At 54.1% G+C, this 19607-nt stretch carries 12 protein-coding genes and 5 pseudogenes; all 17 read left to right on the forward strand.

Annotation, left to right across the window (positions count from 1 at the left end):
* Positions 1 to 326: 326 nt before the first annotated feature.
* The gene (locus tag AC3WLP_RS10235; protein ID WP_088512119.1) at positions 327 to 2168 is read left to right on the forward strand and encodes a type VI secretion system Vgr family protein; all 1842 of its coding nucleotides are present in this window, start codon (positions 327 to 329) and stop codon (positions 2166 to 2168) included.
* A gap of 21 nt (positions 2169 to 2189) precedes the next feature.
* Positions 2190 to 2783 (forward strand): DcrB-related protein, encoded by a 594-nt coding sequence (locus AC3WLP_RS10240; RefSeq protein WP_088512118.1) that lies wholly within the window; start codon positions 2190 to 2192, stop codon positions 2781 to 2783.
* Positions 2780 to 4006, forward strand: a complete 1227-nt coding sequence (locus AC3WLP_RS10245) for a PAAR domain-containing protein (protein WP_088512117.1) — start codon at positions 2780 to 2782, stop codon at positions 4004 to 4006. The genes AC3WLP_RS10240 and AC3WLP_RS10245 overlap by 4 nt, the downstream gene beginning before the upstream one ends.
* A gap of 10 nt (positions 4007 to 4016) precedes the next feature.
* Positions 4017 to 4712 (forward strand): hypothetical protein, encoded by a 696-nt coding sequence (locus AC3WLP_RS10250; RefSeq protein WP_088512116.1) that lies wholly within the window; start codon positions 4017 to 4019, stop codon positions 4710 to 4712.
* 523 nt (positions 4713 to 5235) lie between these two features.
* A complete protein-coding gene (locus AC3WLP_RS10255) occupies positions 5236 to 7287 on the forward strand; it encodes an RHS repeat-associated core domain-containing protein (protein WP_404940830.1) in 2052 nt (683 codons plus the stop codon).
* 13 nt (positions 7288 to 7300) lie between these two features.
* Positions 7301 to 7831, forward strand: a complete 531-nt coding sequence (locus AC3WLP_RS10260) for a DUF4303 domain-containing protein (RefSeq protein WP_202607837.1) — start codon at positions 7301 to 7303, stop codon at positions 7829 to 7831.
* A 115-nt stretch (positions 7832 to 7946) separates the two neighbouring features.
* The gene (locus AC3WLP_RS10265; protein WP_256596104.1) at positions 7947 to 8222 is read left to right on the forward strand and encodes a hypothetical protein; all 276 of its coding nucleotides are present in this window, start codon (positions 7947 to 7949) and stop codon (positions 8220 to 8222) included.
* A 23-nt stretch (positions 8223 to 8245) separates the two neighbouring features.
* A complete protein-coding gene (locus AC3WLP_RS10270) occupies positions 8246 to 8656 on the forward strand; it encodes an NTF2 fold immunity protein (RefSeq protein WP_256596105.1) in 411 nt (136 codons plus the stop codon).
* A gap of 481 nt (positions 8657 to 9137) precedes the next feature.
* Positions 9138 to 11197, forward strand: a pseudogene (locus AC3WLP_RS10275) (RHS repeat-associated core domain-containing protein); the annotation flags it as partial.
* A 288-nt stretch (positions 11198 to 11485) separates the two neighbouring features.
* On the forward strand, positions 11486 to 11551 hold the full coding sequence (locus AC3WLP_RS10280) for a hypothetical protein (protein ID WP_492576156.1): 66 nt from the start codon (positions 11486 to 11488) through the stop codon (positions 11549 to 11551).
* A gap of 34 nt (positions 11552 to 11585) precedes the next feature.
* Positions 11586 to 12104: an SMI1/KNR4 family protein gene (locus AC3WLP_RS10285; RefSeq protein WP_080635003.1), complete on the forward strand. Its 519-nt coding sequence runs from the start codon at positions 11586 to 11588 to the stop codon at positions 12102 to 12104.
* Between the two features lie 649 nt (positions 12105 to 12753).
* Positions 12754 to 13769: pseudogene (locus tag AC3WLP_RS10290) on the forward strand (RHS repeat domain-containing protein); the annotation flags it as partial.
* 12 nt (positions 13770 to 13781) lie between these two features.
* Positions 13782 to 14129 (forward strand): hypothetical protein, encoded by a 348-nt coding sequence (locus tag AC3WLP_RS10295; protein ID WP_004577243.1) that lies wholly within the window; start codon positions 13782 to 13784, stop codon positions 14127 to 14129.
* Between the two features lie 243 nt (positions 14130 to 14372).
* Positions 14373 to 17200, forward strand: a pseudogene (locus tag AC3WLP_RS10300) (RHS repeat-associated core domain-containing protein); the annotation flags it as partial.
* A 57-nt stretch (positions 17201 to 17257) separates the two neighbouring features.
* Positions 17258 to 17581, forward strand: a pseudogene (locus tag AC3WLP_RS10305) (hypothetical protein); the annotation flags it as partial.
* Between the two features lie 14 nt (positions 17582 to 17595).
* Positions 17596 to 17979: a hypothetical protein gene (locus AC3WLP_RS10310; protein ID WP_103340344.1), complete on the forward strand. Its 384-nt coding sequence runs from the start codon at positions 17596 to 17598 to the stop codon at positions 17977 to 17979.
* An 85-nt stretch (positions 17980 to 18064) separates the two neighbouring features.
* Positions 18065 to 19450 (forward strand): annotated as a pseudogene (locus AC3WLP_RS10315) (type IV secretion protein Rhs); the annotation flags it as partial.
* Positions 19451 to 19607: the final 157 nt, after the last annotated feature.

Here is a 19607-nt window from a genome sequence, read left to right on the forward strand (position 1 = left end):
CGCTTCCGGGCGCCAGTGAGGAAGATGAGGGATGGCGATATGATATTGCCTTGCAGGGCGGTATTGCCCGGTTTTCCTAGGCCTGTAGTGAGTTGACAGGGCAGCTTTTGCCGGTGTTTCCTTTGGGCCTTTCTGCCTGCCTGGCATTCGGAAATGTGAACCCTGTCGCATTTATTTCAATGCATGATGGCACTTTCCTTTCTGCAGGCAGTCGCATGATTCCGCAAGCACGCGCGTTATGCGCGCATGCAGAATACGCCCGCAAGATCAGGGTTGCAGCTGAGCATCGCAAGCGCGTGCTGGCCGTGTTTTCAAGGAGATTTCGCATGATCATGGACTTGGCCTCCGCGCTGCTGTCGCCACAGAACCGCCGCCTGTTCAAGTTTCACAACCTCGCCAACCCCGAGCAGGAGCTGCTGCTGGAAACCTTCAAGGGCACCGAAGCCCTGTCGCGGGCGTTCAACTACGAACTGCTGCTGGTCTGCGAAGACTCCGGCGTGCCGCTCAAATCCATGATGGGCCAGCACGTCAGCATCGAGATCGAACTGGCCGAAGGCGGCCCGCGGTACATAACCGGCTACCTCACACGCTTTGCCAGCATCGGCAGCGACGGCGGCATGGCACGCTATACCGCCACCCTCAACCCGTGGTTCTCGATGCTGAAGAACCGCTTCGACACGCGGATCTTCCAGGGCAACACGGTCGAGGAAGTGGTTACCGAAGTGTTCGCCCTGTGCCCGGCGTTTTCCCGCCACGAGTTTCGCCTGACCCGGCCACAGAAGCGCTACACCTACATCACCCAGTACCGCGAAACCGACTTCAACTTCGTCCAGCGCCTGCTGGAGGAAGAGGGGATGTTCTACTACTTCGAGCACACCGCCGAAGGCCACACCATGATCATCTGCGATGACTCCAGCACGCTGGTGGCCATCCCCGAGCAACCGCAAATCCGCTTCCACAGCGCCTCGGTCACCGAGACCGCCGACTCCATCACCCAGTGGAGCGGCAACCGTCAACTGCAATCCGGCAAGATGGCCACGCAAACCTTTGACTACCGCCAACCGAACAACCGCCTGCCGGTGGCGCTGAACAGCGTGAACAAGCAGGGCGATGTCGAGAACTTCGAGATCTACGACTTCCCCGGCCAGTACACCCACGGTACCTATGACGAAGGCGAAACCCTGCTGCGCCTGCGCATTGAGGCGCTGGAGCTGCGCGGCAAAAAGTTCGAAGGCGCCAGCAACTGCCGGGCCATGAAGCCGGGCTACACCTTCGAACTGCTGCAGCACTACATCCACGACCAGGGGCCGGTAGAAGACCGTCAGTTCCTGCTGATGAGCGTGGAAAGCGAAGGCCACAACAACTACCTTACCGGCCAGCAGGCCAGCTACTTCAACACCTTCAGTTGCGTGCGCAAGAAGATCCCGTTCCGCCCGCAACTGAGTACGCCCAAACCGACCATTGCCGGCCCGCAGACCGCGATCATCGTCGGCCCACCGGGTGAGGAGATCTTCACCGACGAACTGGGCCGGGTGAAAATCCAGTTCCACTGGGACCGCAATGGCAAGTACAACGACCACAGCTCGTGCTGGGTACGTGTCGCCCAATCCGGTGCCAGCGGTGGCTTCGGTAGCATCCAGATTCCGCGCGTAGGCGACGAAGTGGTGGTGGTGTTCCTTGATGGCAACCCGGACCGGCCGCTGATCATGGGCAGCCTGTACAACAGCACCAACACCCCGCCATGGTCGCTGCCGGCGAACAAGACCCAGAGTGGGTTCCTGACGCGGTCGATGAAGGGCAAAGGGTCGAATGCCAACTTCTTCCGCTTCGAAGACAAGGCTGGTGCTGAGCAGATCATCATGCACGCCGAGCGCAATCTGGATACGGAGGTTGAGGCAGATGACAGTCTCAAGGTGGGCGGGAATCGAACGATCAACGTCGAAGGCAAACATTCCGAAACGATCAAGCTGGAAACCAGTATTGCGGTGGAGGAGGGTTCGTACTTTGTGACGGTGGATCAAGGGGCAGTGAAAATTAAGGCTGCGACGTCCATCACGTTGGAGGTCGGAAGCAGCAAGCTGGAAATGAAATCGGATGGCACGATTACCCTGTCAGGCATCTCCGTGGACGTTGCAGGCAGCAAAATAATCAATTTGAACAAGTCTTGATTAGCGACAAGGAAAAGTCCCATGCGTAGAAACATCTACGACCGATTATCTGAACGGCGCGAACGCGAAGAATGCCTTGAGCGTGAGCGTCTAGAAGAGGAGGCTCGCAATGCGGAGCCCCCTCCACCAGAGCGTTTTCTTACAAATGAATTGAGTTTCGTTCGTCCAGAAAATTTAAAAGACAAGACGTTTCACGTCTTCACGCTGACGGACATCGGACCTAGCCCCTTCTCGTTCGTCGTGGGGCGTTCGCCAGTGGAACCGGGTACGGACTTGGAGACGCTTGCGCAACAACTGCTTGGTGAGTTGAAAAAGACGTTGTCCCATGTTCAGTGGATCGAGCCGGTTTCCCCGGTAGAAGTAGCTGGATTGGAGGCCCGACGTGTCGAGTTTCGTTGGCGACAACAAGGCCAACCGGTTCATCAAGTACAGCTGATTTTTCTGCATCAGGATGAGTACAAGCGGCCTTTGCTCATGCAAATTACTGGTACGAGCAACAGTCCCAAAGGCATGACGGCGGAGGAGCGTAGTGCTTTCGATACGTTGGTTGAAAGTCTTCAACTGCGCTATCTGCCCGCGAACGAGGGGGATGCTGAACAGGCCGAATCAGCATGACTGCGGCTGCTGCGAGATTAGATGATCCAATCGAGCACTCCAGCGCTTTAGGTGGATTGCTTGCTGGCTTAGCAATTGGTGCAGGCGCGGTACTCATAGGTATTGCCGTTATCGGGACCGGCGGGCTTGGGGCTGTAGCGCTAGCCGCGATGGTTGGCGCGGGAGCAGCTACTGGCGCTGGAATCGGTCAACTGATTGGTAGCCTATCTTTCGCTTGTAGTGAAACAGGGCAAATACGATCAGGCTCAAGTAACGTTTATATAAATGGGAAGCCTGCTGCGAGGGCTCATCTGGATAATGCCGAGTGTTCGGATCATCCAGGGGGGCCTAAGATATTGGCCCAGGGCAGTGACTCGGTTTATATCAATGGTCAGCCTGCGGCTCGAGTCGGTGACCGGACAGTTTGTGATGCAAAAATAAGTGCTGGCTCCCCTAATGTGTGTATAGGAGGGGGGACAGCGACGACTGATGCAATTGACCCGGAAGTTCCTGTTTGGCTTGAGCGTTCGGTGATGGCGTTGGGGCTGGCTAGTGCTTTTGTACTGGCAAGTCCAGTGTTGGTGATGGCGGGGTTGGCAGGTGGTATTGCTGGCGGAATGGCTGGACATTGGGCTGGCGGCGAGCTTTTTGGTGAGGGCTCTGATGGCCAGAAGCTGATGGCGTTTGGTGGTGCTCTGCTTGGGGGGGGCATCGGCGCGAAAGGCGGAAGAGCATTTGACGCCCGATATGAGATCCGGTCTCATGGTTTCGGTTCTAACCTCGGGAATGTTAAAGTTGTTAGACGGGCTGCACCTCCACTTACACCTAAGAAAGGAATATCTCCACAGCTTTACCAGAAGTTGCGAGCGAAGACGCCCAGCAGAGAAATCCAGGCGATGGTGAATAAGGATGTTGTATTACCCATGAAGGATCCAGCGCTGCCGGGGCTGGAAGTTACAAAGCCGTTGCATGCTGATCATATCGTCCCGATGAAGACGATTACAGAAATGAAAGGATTTGATAAATTGACATTTGAACAGCAAGTCGAGATATTGAATTACAAGCCTAATTTTCATGGGTTGAGTGAAACTGCTAATACCTCGCGCGGCGCTAAAACCTACTCAGAATGGACTCGGTATAAAAAAGGTGGAGTAGATGTTGACGCTGGTTTCAGAAGTAGTATGATGGAGCGAGCGATGAAATTGGAAGTTGAGTTGCAAGAAATGATATCTGGTGTCTTGTAGGAAAAATTAGATGATTACTCTTGATGATATTTTGCAAGATCTCAGTGTTGAATTTTCTGGCCGTAAGTTGTGCTTCGATCTCAAAGACATCCCTCAAGATGTCGTCTTGCCCGCAAGTTGGGAGGGTTTTGGGCTTGGTCTTGATCTTGCGCCTGTATATCCTGAAGGTTGGGATTCATTTTTAAATGAGTTTCCAACAACGCTCGCGCTATTCAAGGACTGCTTGCTGGGCACCGTATTATTGATAGATGCTGAGATTGAAATGGTGTATGTCTTTCATGATGGCGCCAGTTTCTACTATTATGTAGGGGGGAGGCCTGTGGAAAGGACTGAGGCTGGGGAATTCAAGCACCTTCCCAGTAGGCTTCAAGATTTTTATCGTGAAGTGCATGATGGGTACACTTTCTTTCCGGCGCGCTCAATGGGGCCGCAATGCCTTAGTGACCAGTCACGTGTTTCCGACTTAGTTGATGAGGAGGACGACTCTTTTGCTGATAAGTGGATTACGGTATTCTCGAATGGCGCCGGAGACTATGTCGCGGTAGAGGCCGACAAGCAAGATGATACGGAAGGCTTGATATGGTGGCATGAAGATCCTGTGACTCCAGAAATGGGGATTGATATTTTTGAAGTTATGGATGCATGGATGGCAATATTCCTAGAGGATACTAAGTCTCGCAATGAGTTGATAGTTAAATTTCATTGATTATTGTTAATTATGGCGATGCTGAGATGTTTATTAAACTACTGGCTTCGCTCCGTTTTCAATGTGCCGTGATTTTTCTTGCTTGCCGAAGCCAGGGGTGACATTGGCTACGGCTCGAACAGAGAGTGCCGTAAGGCCGCAGTCTGTTCGCGCGCGCCACCATTGGTCGTTTTATTATCAAGCTCAATCTGGAAACCCATTAGCAATTCACCTGCGACGATGGCTTCGTGCTGTTGTTTTGACATAAGGTTTAATTGGTTCGTATGCTGTGTGGTTTTGTTTTTTAAAAATTGTTAGTGTGTTATCGCTTGGGGAGAGCTATCATTTTCTTGCAAATTCTTAGTTTTTACGTCATTTGACTAACTTAACTAATGCACTGAACAAGACCACCACGCTGGAGCGCAAGCCCGACGGCGAAGTGCTGCGCATCAGCCACCCGGACGGCACCACGGAAAGCTTCACCTACAACGTCTACGGTCAGGTGCTCAGCCACACCGACGGCAAGGGCCAGACCACCCGCCTGATGCGCACGGCCCGCGGCCTGCCGAGCAGCCGCCAGGATGCCAAGGGCCAGCGGGTTCGCTACGAGTACGACAAGGCCATGCGCCTGACCGCGCTGGTCAACGAAAACAACGCCACGTACCGCTTTGCCTACGACGCTTCGGACCGGCTGAGCGAAGAAGTGCGGGTGGATAACCTGACCCGGCGTTTCAGCTACGACGTCGGTGGCCATCTCACACGACTGGATGAGATTGGCTATGGCGAAAGTGCCGAGCGGCCCGAGCGCCATACGCTGTTCGAGCGTGATGCCATTGGCCGTTTGGTCGCCAAGATCAACCGTGATGCGAGCCAGACATTCGCATACGACGACGGTGACCGGTTGCTGAGCATCGAGCGGCAACCGACCGGGATCGGCAAGCAGCTTGGGATCACGGAAGAAAAGCTGGAATACACCTACGATCTGCTCGGCCGGCTGACCAAAGAAATCACCCCTGACGGCACGCTCGGCTACGAGTACGACCCGCTCAGCAACCTGACCACGCTGACCCTGCCGGATGGGCGTAAGGTCAATCACCTGTACTACGGCAGCGGTCACCTGCACCAGCTGAACCTGGATGGTCAGGTGATCAGCGACATGGAGCGCGATGACCTGCACCGCGAGGTGTACCGGACCCAGGGCAAGCTCACCAGTTGCTTCGGTTATGACGCCATGGGGCGCAAGGCCTGGCAGTTTGCCTCGACCTTGCCGGCCGACAAGCTTTCGCAGGTGCACAACACCGGCATCAATACCTCGTTGCTGGTCGAGCACGCCTACAACCCGATCCACCGCCGTTACCAGTACGACCCGGCCGGTGAACTGGTGCGTACCCTTGACAAGCTACGCGGCGAGATCAAGTACGAGTACGAAGCCAATGGCCAATTGCGCAGTCGCGATACCGGCTCGCTGATCGGCAGCGAGGAGTTCCGCTACGACCCGGCAGCCAACCGCCTGGACTTCAATGCGCGGCAGTTCGACAAGGTCAAGGACAACCGGATCAAACAGTGGCGGGATCAGGAGTATCGCTACGACCCGTGGGGCAACCTGATCGAGAAGCGCTCGGGGCACAGCAAGCTGCAGTACTTCAGCTATGACTGCGAGAACCAGCTGGTGCGGGCGGAGACGTTGGTCAATGGCAAGCTGGAAAGCCAAGGCGAGTATCGTTACGACAGCTTGGGGAGGCGAATAGCCAAGCAGGCTGAAATCAATGGCGAGGTCGAGCAGAAGCGCTTCCTCTGGCAGGGGCTGAGGATGCTGCGTGAGGAGACACCTACGCAGAGCATCTTGTACCTGTACGAGCCGGGTAGCTATGCGCCGTTGGCGCGGGTTGATCAGGTTGAAGGGGAAGGGCAGAAGGTCTATTACTTCCATACGGACCAGATTGGTACGCCGCTGGAACTGACGGACAGTGACGGGCAGATCGTTTGGCAGGCGACGTATCGGTCTTGGGGTTCGATAGAGCAATTGGTTGTCGATGATGTCGAACAAAATTTACGCTTCCAGGGGCAGTACTCAGATAATGAAACTGGACTGCAATATAATACTTTCAGGTACTACGACCCTGAAATAGGCCGTTTCAATAGCCAAGATCCCATCGGTATATTAGGTGGTTGCAATTTTTACGGCTACGCTAGCAACCCCATCAGTTGGGTAGATCCATGGGGGCTTTGTGCTGACAAGGACTGGGGCGCTTATTACTCGAGCAGGACGGGTACTCGCCCACCAGTTACCATGGAGAGACCTCATGCTCACCACATAGTATTCAAAGGTGAGTTCGCCCGCTCTCCTGCAATGCAGAAGGCGCTTGAGCGTAGTAGGGCTGTTCTCTCGAAGTATAAGATTGATCCCGTACATGATACATCTGCGATGATGTGGGCTGAAAACCAAGGCCACACCATTGCAAATGCAAGAATGGTAGCTAGTAAGCTGGAGGCTGCAGATAAAGTAATCATGGCGCAAGATATGTCTTTTAGTAAAGCTGTTGCTGCCATGAAAGGCGAGTTGCAAAAAATTGGTGTAGAAGTTTTTGGTGGATGAACAGGAGAGCGCAATGAATTGGCATGCATTAGAGAGCACAGCTTTAACCTTAGTTACGAAAGCTCTGCAAGATTTGAGTGCGGAACATCCGGATGAGCAGTTCTACGCTTGCGCGCTTTATACGGATAGTAGCGCTATGACCATGGCGGTCGCGGTTAATTCCGTTGAGGCACTCGAGGAGAAACTTGAGGGGGAAGGTGAAGAGGAGCGTGAAGAGCTGATGCCCTACTATAAGTGGGCTTCTTCGGAATGGAAATACGAGGGGTGGAAGGGGGAGTATTTCAAAGATGTTTGTAAGGACCTGAGAGAGGCAAGTGATCGAAGCGATATCTCACGTTTTAAAGAAAAGCTGCACTCACTCATGGTCAATATTTTAAGTTCTCTGCGGAAGGAAGGTTTCTTCACATCCTTCAAGATTCAGGAGCCAATTCTCTTTGTCACCGTTACGGATGATGATAATGCAGAAGAGCTTGAAAATAAAACAGCTGAACTTCTCAATTCTTCAGAAAAATATAACTATTTTATCAGAAGGTTTGATGGTTGAGCGCTGTTGCTGGGGCGCATAATGGCGGGCGGGCTTCACAAAATCGGGAACATAGTATCGAGCATTAACATTCGGCTTTGAATTTAGTGAGAGCGCTCACGGCCAGCTGAGCGCGGTGATCAACTGCAACGGCGACACCGTGCGCAGCTTCAGCTACGCCGACGGCTTGACGGTGACCCACAGCGACGCGCTGGGGCTGGGCTGCCACTACCGTTGTCAAACCCAGGGCGGCAAGCCGGCGGCAAGCCGTGAGCCCACCACCGCGTGGTCGCCTGCCGCGACTACGGTGGCGAACTTTACGCCATCGAGCTGGGGGGCGCGACCGACTTCCATAACCTATGACGTGTATCGTCAAGGTGAGAAAATCCTTGACGGTATTTTTGCGAATTAAAATGACTAAGGGAAAATGTAGTTATGAATCCTCCTAGTGAACTAGTAGCGTTCATGAGGGAAATGAACTGCTGGGAGACTGAGTTCTTTGACCAGCGTAAAAAAAACCTGGCTCATGGGATAGAAGATTCTCAGCTAAAAGAAAAGTATGCAAAACAACTTGAAGAGATACTTGATAAATATGCCGTTAAGGATAAGTCTAACTATGGGCGACTTGTAGATCTTGGGTGCACTAAACCTGCCGCTTATGATCCTGCCACTGATGAGTTAGAGGTTTTGGATGGGGGTGGAAAAACGCTGACAATTCAAGTGCAGCAAACTAAAGGTGCTGAAACATGCTCCAAGATGTATTTAGTGTCTAAAGATGGTGCCTGGAGAATAAAGAAAAAAGAAGTTTTAAGTTTTGATGATAAATGGCGCCGCTCACCGCTGTAAAGTTTCGTGTTTTTGGTTTGGTAATAAGGTTAATTGGTTTTTTGCTGCAAGCTTTTGTTTTTTAACAATTAATATTATGTAGTCGCTTGGAGAGAGCTATCATCTTCTTGCAAATTCTTATTTTGTATGTGATCAGACTTCCGTAACTAATGCGCTGAACCAAACCACGTCGCTGGAGCGCAAACCCGACGGCGAAGTGCTGCGCATCAACCACCCGGATGGCACTGCAGAAACGTTCACCTACAATACCCTTGGTCAGGTACTGAGCCACACCGACGGCAGAGGCCAGACTACCCGTTTGCAGCGTACCTCGCGCGGGCTGCCAAGCAGGCGCCAGGACGCCAAGGGCGAGTGGATCCGCAAGGCCCTGCGCCTGGCCGCACTGGTCAACGAGAACAGCGCGGTTTACCGCTTTGCCTATGACGCGGCGGACCGGCTAAGCGAAGAAGTGCGGGTAGATAACCTGACCCGGCGCTTCAGTTACGACGCCGGTGGCCACCTGCTGCGCCTGGACGAAATCGGCTACGGCGAAACCGGTGAGCGACCAGAGCGCAGCACGCTGCCGACACCATCATCGATGCGACCTACAAGTCCAAGTACCTGTGGTGGAACACCCTGGCCCAGGTCGAGCGCAACCAGGACTGCTCGGGCAAGAGTACGTACTACCGCTATGACGAACGCCAGCACCTGGTGGCGGTGACCGATGCGCTGAACCAGACCACCACACTGGCGCGCAAGCCCGACGGCGAAGTGCTGCGTATCAGCCACCCGGACGGCACCACGGAAAGCTTCACCTACAACGTCTACGGGCAGGTGCTCAGCCACACCGACGGCAAGGGCCAGACCACCCGCCTGATGCGCACGGCCCGTGGCCTGCCGAGCAGCCGCCAGGATGCCAAGGGCCAGCGGGTTCGCTACGAGTACGACAAGGCCATTCGCCTGACCGCGCTGGTCAACGAAAACAACGCCACGTACAGCTTTGGCTACGACGCTTCGGACCGGCTGAGCGAAGAAGTGCGGGTAGATAACCTGACCCGACGTTTCAGCTACAACGTCGGTGGCCATCTCACACGACTGGATGAGATTGGCTATGGCGACAATGCCGAACGGCCAGAGCGCCATACGCTGTTCGAGCGTGATGCCATTGGCCGCTTGGTCGCCAAGATCAATCGTGATGCGAGCCAGACATTCGCATACGACGACGGTGACCGCTTGCTGAGCATCGAGCGGCAACCAACCGAGATCGGCAAGCAGCTTGGGATCACGGAAGAAAAGCTTGAGTACACCTACGATCTGCTCGGCCGGCTGACCCAAGAAATCACCCCCGATGGGACGCTAGCCTACGAGTACGACCCACTCAGCAACCTAACCACGCTGACCCTGCCGGATGGCCGCAAGGTCAACCACCTGTACTACGGCAGTGGGCACCTGCACCAGTTGAACCTGGACGGCCAGGTCATCAGTGACATGGAGCGCGATGACCTGCACCGTGAGGTGTACCGCACTCAAGGCAAGCTCACCAGTTGCTTCGGTTATGACGCCATGGGGCGCAAGGCCTGGCAGTTTGCCTCGACCTTGCCGGCCGACAAGCTTTCGCAGGTGCACAACACCGGCATCAATACCTCGTTGCTGGTCGAGCACGCCTACAACCCGATCCACCGCCGTTACCAGTACGACCCGGCCGGTGAACTGGTGCGTACGCTGGACAAGCTACGTGGCGAGATCAAGTACGAGTATGAAGCCAATGGCCAGTTGCGCAGCCGTGATACGGGCTCGCTGGTGGGCAGCGAAGAGTTTCGTTATGACCCGGCGGCCAACCGGTTGGACTTCAATGCGCGTCAGTTTGACAAGGTCAAGGACAACCGCATCAAACAGTGGCGGGATCAGGAGTATCGCTACGACCCGTGGGGCAACCTGATCGAGAAGCGCTCGGGGCACAGCAAGCTGCAGTACTTCAGCTATGACTGCGAGAACCGGCTGGTGCGGGCGGAGACGTTGGTCAATGGCAAGCTGGAAAGCCAAGGCGAGTATCGTTACGACAGCTTGGGGAGGCGAATAGCCAAGCAGGCTGAAATCAATGGCGAGGTCGAGCAGAGGCGCTTCCTCTGGCAGGGGCTGAGGATGCTGCGGGAGGAATCGCCTGCGAAGAGCATCTTGTACCTGTACGAGCCGGGTAGCTATGCGCCGCTGGCGCGAGTCGATCAGGCTGAAGGGGAGGAGCAAAAGCTTTATTACTTCCATACCGATCAGATCGGTACGCCGATCGAGCTGACCAATAGCGAGGGCGAGATCGTTTGGCAGGCGACCTATCGCTCGTGGGGCTCGGTAGAGCAGCTAGTAGTTAGTGAGGTGGAGCAGAATATACGATTCCAAGGTCAATATTTTGATTGCGAATCGAGCCTGCACTACAATACTTTTCGATTCTACGATCCAGAAGTTGGACGATTTGTGAATCAAGACCCAATTGGATTATTGGGAGGAGCTAACCTGTATAGCTATGGAGTCAATCCGATATCTTGGATTGATCCTTGGGGATGGAGTGCAAAGCCTTCACATTCCCCTGATGTTGCCAAATGGCTAGATAAAGGTGGTTCTGTGCATATGGAGATTGACGGACGAACATGGGTTTATAAAGATTGGGAGGGTAATGTAGTAAGGTATCCCGACGGCCATCCTGACTTTACTCCTTTTGAACGACAGCAAGTTGATGTTCCTGACTTGAAGGGGAATCACGGTAAAAATCCTGGTGGTGATTTTGGCAAGGCAGATGCACTTGCACCTCAGGGTAAGGCAGACTATTCGAAAAATACTTGGCATCATCATGAGAATATGAAGACGATGCAGGAAGTTCCTAAAAAAATTCACAACAGGTTCACCCCATTCGGGTGGTGTTAAGAATATGAAATCAAGCTGTTAATAGGGTCGAAAAATGCCTATAGTTTACAAAGCTGGTTTGACTGATGCTGAGATAAACTCACTTGAGGCAGCAGTTAATGTTACTTTGCCTAGTGCGTATAGAAACATACTGGCACGCATGAATGGTTTTTATTTGACTGATCCTGATTTTGGGCAGTTGCCGTTGAAGTCTGTTCAAGACGGGGAGGTGAGTTTTGATCGTTTGTTTGGGGTTATACCGGGAGAGGAATGCAACGATATTATTAGCTTTAATCAAGAATTTATTTCTGAGTTGGCATTTGTTAATGGCGTTTTGGCGATTGGGGAAGATGGGGGAGGGAACCCTTATGTGATAGTTACTGAGCCTGGGCGAGAAGGGGTTTATTATTGGGATAGAACCCACTTGCACGAATCTGACTCCATTAATAAATATGATATAGCGGAGCAAGGTGATAGCGGTCATCTTTATAAAATAGCAGAAGGTTTCGATGATTTTTATTCTTTGATTTTAGCGTCGCTGCCCGATGACGTTGAAATGATTGAAGAAAACTGAGGTGGGTGGTGATGGGGTGGCATCGATTCAATCGAAATATGGCGAATATTGAAGGGTGCGATTTTTTTGATCTTGACCATAATAATGTTTCGAACGTTGCCTTTCGGGTGGTCGTTTCGTCAGTGTCGGCTGTTTAATAGAATGCAGGTTTATCTGGCTCTGCTAGATGTTGGTAGAGCCAGCCTCTTGTTAACATGGAGTCCCTAGGTTGTGCTTAAGAGTATTGTATAAGTGCAGTCAGCTCGGAGGGCAGCCACTACACCCCCAAAACCGCGACAGCCTGTTCTTCCTCTTTTTCTACTTCGGTGAAGTACCGGACACCAACAGCGAAGTGCCGCTGCAATGAATCACCGGCTGTACCCGCGTGCACCTGCACTACGACAACCCGCTGGGGCGCCTGACCGGCATCAAACGTGTGGTGAACAACGAAGCGGTGGAAACGCTTACCCAGTACCGCTACGACGAACACGGCCAGCTGAGCGCGGTGATCAACCGCAACGGCGACACCGTGCGCAGCTTCAGCTACGCCGACGGTCTGATGGTGACCCACAGCAACGCGCTGGGGCTGGGCTGCCACTACCGTTGGCAAACCCTGGGCGACAAGCCGCGCGTGGTCGAGCACTGGACCAGCGACGGCGAGCAATACCATTTCCGCTACGACCCGTGGGGCAACCTGATCGAGAAGCGCTCGGGGCACAGCAAGCTACAGAACTTCGCCTATGACTGTGAGAACCGGCTGGTTAAAGCTGAAACGTATGTTGGTGACAGACTGGAAAGCACCGGTAGTACCGGTATGACAGCCTGGGACGGCGGGTGGCCAAACAGGCTGAAATCAATGGCGAAGCCGAGCAGAAGCGCTTTCTCTGGCAAGGCTTGCGAATGCTGCGGGAGGAAACGCCTGGGCAGAGCATCTTGTACCTGTACGAGCCGGGTAGCTATGCACCGTTGGCGCGGGTTGATCAGGTTGAAGGGGAAGGGCAGAAGGTCTATTACTTCCATACGGATCAGATTGGAACCCCACTGGAGCTGACCGATAGCGAGGGTGAGATTGTCTGGCAGGCGACATATCGCTCGTGGGGTGAGATAGAGCAGCTAACGGTCAATGGGGTAGAGCAAAATCTAAGATTCCAGGGGCAATACTTCGACCGCGAGACTGCGCTGCATTACAACACTTTTCGTTATTATGATCCGGCATTGGGGAGATTTGTAACACAAGATCCTGTTGGTTTGTTTGGTGGTGATAATCTTTATCAGTATGCGAAAAACACTCAGTCCTGGATAGACTCATTAGGGCTAGCGTGTGATAAGTGGGATGTTAGTACCCATCAGGCAAACAAAAATGCAGTTAAAGGGAAGAATCTAGGCCTGGACTCACATCATGTTGGGCAGAAAAATTTGATGAAAGACCTTGTCGAGGGCTACGATCCTGCTACAGGGCCTGCTATGCTGGTACTCCGAGTAGGACATACAGTTTCTAAAGAAGGTGTGGGAATTGTGTCTAGAAGTAGTATAAATCCCAGGACAGGACTCCCTTTTACTAGTGCTCCTGATGTGGTTGCGCGCGACATTAGAGAACTTAGGCGTGTTTATCCAGAAGTGCCAAATGAAAAGCTGCAGCAGCTAATCGCTCTGAATAAATCTATGTATCCAGAAATGCGGAAGTAAAGGGAGGAATTTATGGGTGATAATAAATTTGTTGATGCTATTTATTCCGAATTGTTTGAGAAAAATTTCCCTCAATATAAAAATTCTCTTACTAAACCCGTCAACGGAGATAAGGACTCATATGCTCGTGCGCGTAATGCTCTAGCATCGCTAGATGATACTCAAAGGTATGATATCATTAACTTTTTTAAAGTTGTTATCGCAGACAGCGCTTCTGTAGTGCTTGGGACGTTGGATGGTGTCCATTTTCCGGATGACCTCGAGGGCGATTTTGTTGTAAAATTAGATGGTGAAGATATTCAGGGTGACTTGCAGGATATATTTATCGAAAAATCTCAGCAAGATGGTATTTATGATTGATTTTTTGAGGCATTTTTAGTCTGGATTCGGTTTTGTTTTTATGTGGCATTGTTGAAAGATAGATATTGAAAAAGCTATTGAAAATAGTTGGGGTGCCAGCTTCAACTATTTTTCCGTTAGCCGATACTGTCGAGCGGCTGGAATGAAGCTGCCTTAGCTAATATAATTATTTTGTGTCATTGTCAAAAGTCACGTTCGCTAAACGTGTATAGGTGATTGTGCGGGCCTGTATCCAAGGTGGCTCATTACCTCCTGCAAACCCTCGACAATCTAGAGAAGTGCCAGACACCAACACCGAAGTGCCGCTGCAGCGTATCGAGAACGTCCTCGGCCACTTCCTGCACTTCACCCGCACGCCCGACGGCAGACTGACCGACATCAGCGCCACCGGCGGCACCCGCGTGCACCTGCACTACGACAACCCGCTGGGTCGCCTGACCGACATCAAGCGCGTGGTGAACAACGAAGCGGTGGAAACGCTTACCCAGTACCGCTACGACGAACACGGCCAGCTGAGCACGGTGATCAACCGCAACGGCGACACCGTGCGCAGCTTCAGCTACGCCGACGGCCTGATGGTGACCCACAGCAACGCGCTGGGGCTGGGCTGCCACTACCGTTGGCAAACCCTGGGCGACAAGCCACGTGTGGTCGAGCACTGGACCAGCGACGGCGAGCACTACCACTTCCGCTACGACCTCGATAGCCGCACCAGCTGGGCCACCGACGTACTTGGCCGCGAGTTGGAAGTGCAGTACAACGCCGACCACCGCGTGGTCGCCAGCCGCGATTATGGCGGCGAGCGTTACGCCATCGAGCTGGACGAAAACGGCAATATGGTTGGCCTGACCTTGCCGGACGGTAACCGCCTGCAATTCAAGTACGACGAATTCTCCCGCTTGCTCGAAGAGACCGACCCGCTCGGCCGCAGGACCACCTACGAGTATCACCACCTGACCACACTGGTGACCCAGGTCAGCTACCCGGATGGCAGCACCTGGCGAGCGCGCTACGACGACAAGGGCAACCTGCTCGCCGAATTCGATGCCCTCGGCCAGATGACCGAGTACCTGAACAGCGATGACGGCCTGCCGCACACCATCATCGATGCGACCTACAAGTCCAAGTACCTGTGGTGGAACACCCTGGCCCAGGTCGAGCGCTACCAGGACTGCTCGGGCAAGAGTACGTACTACCGCTATGACGAGCGCCAGCACCTGGTCGCGGTAACAGACGCGCTGAACCAGACCACCACGCTGGCGCGCAAGCCCGACGGTGAAGTGCTGCGCATCAGCCACCCGGACGGCACCACGGAAACCTTTACCTACAACGTCTACGGTCAGGTGCTCAGCCACACCGACGGCAAGGGCCAGACCACCCGCCTGATGCGCACGGCCCGTGGCCTGCCGAGCAGCCGCCAGGATGCCAAGGGCCAACGGGTTCGCTACGAGTACGACAAGGCTATTCGCCTGACCGCGCTGGTCAACGAGAACAACGCCACGTACAGCTTTGCCTACGACGCTTCGGACCGGCTGAGCGAAGAAGTGCGGGTGGATAACCTGACCCGGCGTTTCAGCTACGACGTCGGTGGCCATCTCACACGACTGGATGAGATTGGCTATGGCGAGAATGCCGAACGGCCGGAGCGCCATACGCTGTTCGAGCGTGATGCCATTGGGCGTTTGGTTGCCAAGATCAACCGTGATGCGAGCCAGACATTCGCATACGACGACGGTGACCGGTTGCTGAGCATCGAGCGGCAACCGACCGGGATCGGCAAGCAACTCGGGGTGACCGAGGAAAAACTGGAGTACACCTATGATCTGTTGGGCCGGCTGACCAAAGAGATCACACCCGCTGGCACCTTGGGCTATGAGTACGACCCACTCAGCAACCTGACCACGCTGACCCTGCCGGATGGGCGCAAGGTCAATCACCTGTACTACGGCAGCGGCCACCTGCACCAGTTGAACCTGGACGGGCTGGTGATCAGCGACATGGAGCGCGATGACCTGCACCGTGAGGTGTACCGGACCCAGGGCAAGCTCACCAGCTGCTTCGGTTATGACGCCATGGGGCGCAAGGCCTGGCAGTTTGCCTCGACCTTGCCGGCCGACAAGCTTTCGCAGGTGCATAACACTGGCATCAATACCTCGTTGCTGGTCGACCACGCCTACAACCCGATCCACCGCCGTTACCAGTACGACCCGGCCGGTGAACTGGTGCGCACCCTCGACAAGCTACGCGGCGAGATCAAGTACGAATACGAAGCCAACGGCCAGTTGCGCAGTCGTGATACCGGCTCGTTGATCGGCAGTGAGGAGTTCCGCTACGACCCGGCAGCCAACCGCCTGGACTTCAATGCGCGGCAGTTCGACAAGGTCAAGGACAACCGGATCAAACAGTGGCGGGATCAGGAGTACCGCTACGACCCGTGGGGCAACCTGATCGAGAAGCGCTCGGGGCATAGCAAGCTGCAGAGCTTTAGCTATGACTGCGAGAACCGGCTGGTTAAAGCTGAAACGTATGTCGGTGACAGACTGGAAAGCACCGGGCAGTACCGGTATGACAGCTTGGGGCGGCGCGTGGCCAAGCGGGCTGAGATCGATGGTGAGATCGAGCAGAAGCGCTTCCTCTGGCAAGGCTTGCGGATGCTGCGCGAGGAGACACCTGCGCAGAGCATCTTGTACCTGTACGAGCCGGGTAGCTATGCGCCGTTAGCGCGGGTCGATCAGGTGGAAGGGGAGGAGCAGAAGGTTTACTACTTCCATACGGATCAGATTGGAACCCCGCTTGAGCTGACGGATAGCAGGGGTGAGATTGTCTGGCAGGCGACGTATCGCTCGTGGGGCTCGGTAGAGCAGCTATTAGTGAGTGAGGTGGAGCAGAATATACGATTCCAAGGTCAATATTTTGATTATGAATCAGGTCTGCACTACAATACATTTCGTTGTTACGATCCAGAAGTTGGCCGATTCGCAACTCAGGACCCAATCGGGCTAACAGGCGGTATCCATCTATATCAATATGCCCTGAATCCAAGTGCCTATGTTGACCCGCTCGGGCTTTCATTTGGATCCGGAAAGGGAACACATAATGCAATTGCAACTTTGTACGACAGCAGCGGAAATGTGAAAGCTACTGGTATTTGGCAAAGTGGAAATATGACGCCGGATGAGGCAGCATTAGGGTTTCCAAAGAGCACCCTTGCTACTCATACAGAGGCGCGCATTACCCGTGAATTGAGCCCCCAAGCAGTTCCCGGTGACAGACTTGTTATTGAGGGTGAATATCCGCCGTGCAATAGCTGTAAAGGTAAGATGAATGCATTTAAGGGCTCCACCGGTGCTGATGTCGAGTACAGATGGGCGTCAGGCGATGGCACAACAACAGAGGTTTGGAGTGCAAAAAGTAAGAGAACACAAAAAATATCTGGCTCTGGGTGTGGTTAAGAATGGAGGTTTCTATGAATAATTTCGTCGCATCAAACATCGAGTGTTATGAAGAAAACGATGTTTTAGTAGTTGCTATTGGTGATGATGGTGCTGATCCTGTAAATTATGTAATAATCACTCGTTTAGACGACGAAGATAATTTGAGTGTTGATGAAGGTATTGGGTTGCAGGTTTCTGGTTTAAGCTATGAAGTGGCGGGAGCTATAAAAAAAATAGTGTTGGCGGAGAGTGGTCTTAGGGTTGAGATCAAGCCACAGTTCATTAAGGATTTTGGTGGCTCAGCTGTTAATGTTAAATTTAATGATGGAGTTTTAGATCTGGCAGGTGGGATCTCTTCTTTGCGAAAATCCCTGCAGGAGCTTTTTAATGGTAGTGCAGTTGAGTTAGTTATTTAGATTTGATCGTTTAATATGTGCGAGCTATGTAAGGCTAGAGTTATGGGATTGAATGTATTTCTAAATATATATTTTCTGACGGCATGGCCGCGAAGTCCCGTTCGTGACCCTGCAACCGGGGCAGCGCATCTACAACCCGCACGAGCAGGTGTACCTGGTGTGTACCGAGGGTGGCCACTACATCCTGCAGACCCTCGATAACCTGTTCTTCTACTTCGGCGAAGTGCCAGACACCAACACCGAAGTGCCGCTGCAGCGTATCGAGAACGTCCTCGGCCACTTCCTGCACTTCACCCGCACGCCCGACGGCACACTGACCGACATCAGCGCCACCGGCGGCACCCGCGTGCACCTGCACTACGACAACCCGCTGGGCCGCCTGACCGACATCAAGCGCGTGGTGAACAACGAAGCGGTGGAAACGCTTACCCAGTACCGCTACGACGAACACGGCCAGCTGAGCGCGGTGATCAACCGCAACGGCGACACCGTGCGCAGCTTCAGCTACGCCGACGGCCTGATGGTGACCCACAGCAACGCGCTGGGGCTGGGCTGCCACTACCGTTGGCAAACCCTGGGCGACAAGCCACGTGTGGTCGAGCACTGGACCAGCGACGGCGAGCACTACCACTTCCGCTACGACCTCGATAGCCGCACCAGCTGGGCCACCGACGTACTTGGCCGCGAGTTGGAAGTGCAGTACAACGCCGACCACCGCGTGGTCGCCAGCCGCGATTATGGCGGCGAGCGTTACGCCATCGAGCTGGACGAACACGGCAATATGGTTGGCCTGACCTTGCCGGACGGTAACCGCCTGCAATTCAAGTACGACGAATTCTCCCGCTTGCTAGAAGAGACCGACCCGCTGGGCCGCAAGACCACCTACGAATATCACCACCTGACCACGCTGGTGACCCAGGTCAGCTACCCGGATGGCAGCACCTGGCGAGCGCGTTACGACGACAAGGGCAACCTGCTCGCCGAATTCGATGCCCTCGGCCAGATGACCGAGTACCTGAACAGCGATGACGGCCTGCCGCACACCATCATCGATGCGACCTACAAGTCCAAGTACCTGTGGTGGAACACCCTGGCCCAGGTCGAGCGCTACCAGGACTGCTCGGGCAAGAGTACGTACTACCGCTATGACGAACGCCAGCACCTGGTCGCAGTAACGGACGCGCTAAACCAGACCACCACGCTGGCGCGCAAGCCCGACGGCGAAGTGCTGCGCATCAGCCACCCGGACGGCACGACGGAAAGCTTCACCTACAACGTCTACGGTCAGGTGCTCAGCCACACCAACGGCAAGGGCCAGACCACCCGTCTGATGCGCACGGCCCGCGGCCTGCCGAGCAGCCGCCAGGATGCCAAGGGCCAGCGAGTTCGTTACGAGTATGACAAAGCGCAGCGCCTGACCGCACTATTCAACGAAAACAACGCCACGTACAGCTTTGCCTACGACTCCAGCTCCACACCCATTCCGCTTCTCCCCCCCGACTGGTTCCGCTGGGCGGAACCACATTCGTTTGTGATCCCGCGTCACTCGCGCTTATCTGTGAGCCAAGCACGACCTGCCTCACCTGTCGTGACCTGAAGGCGAACAACAAGAACGGGAAACCACCCGC

The organism is Pseudomonas sp. FW305-E2, assembly GCF_058782925.1.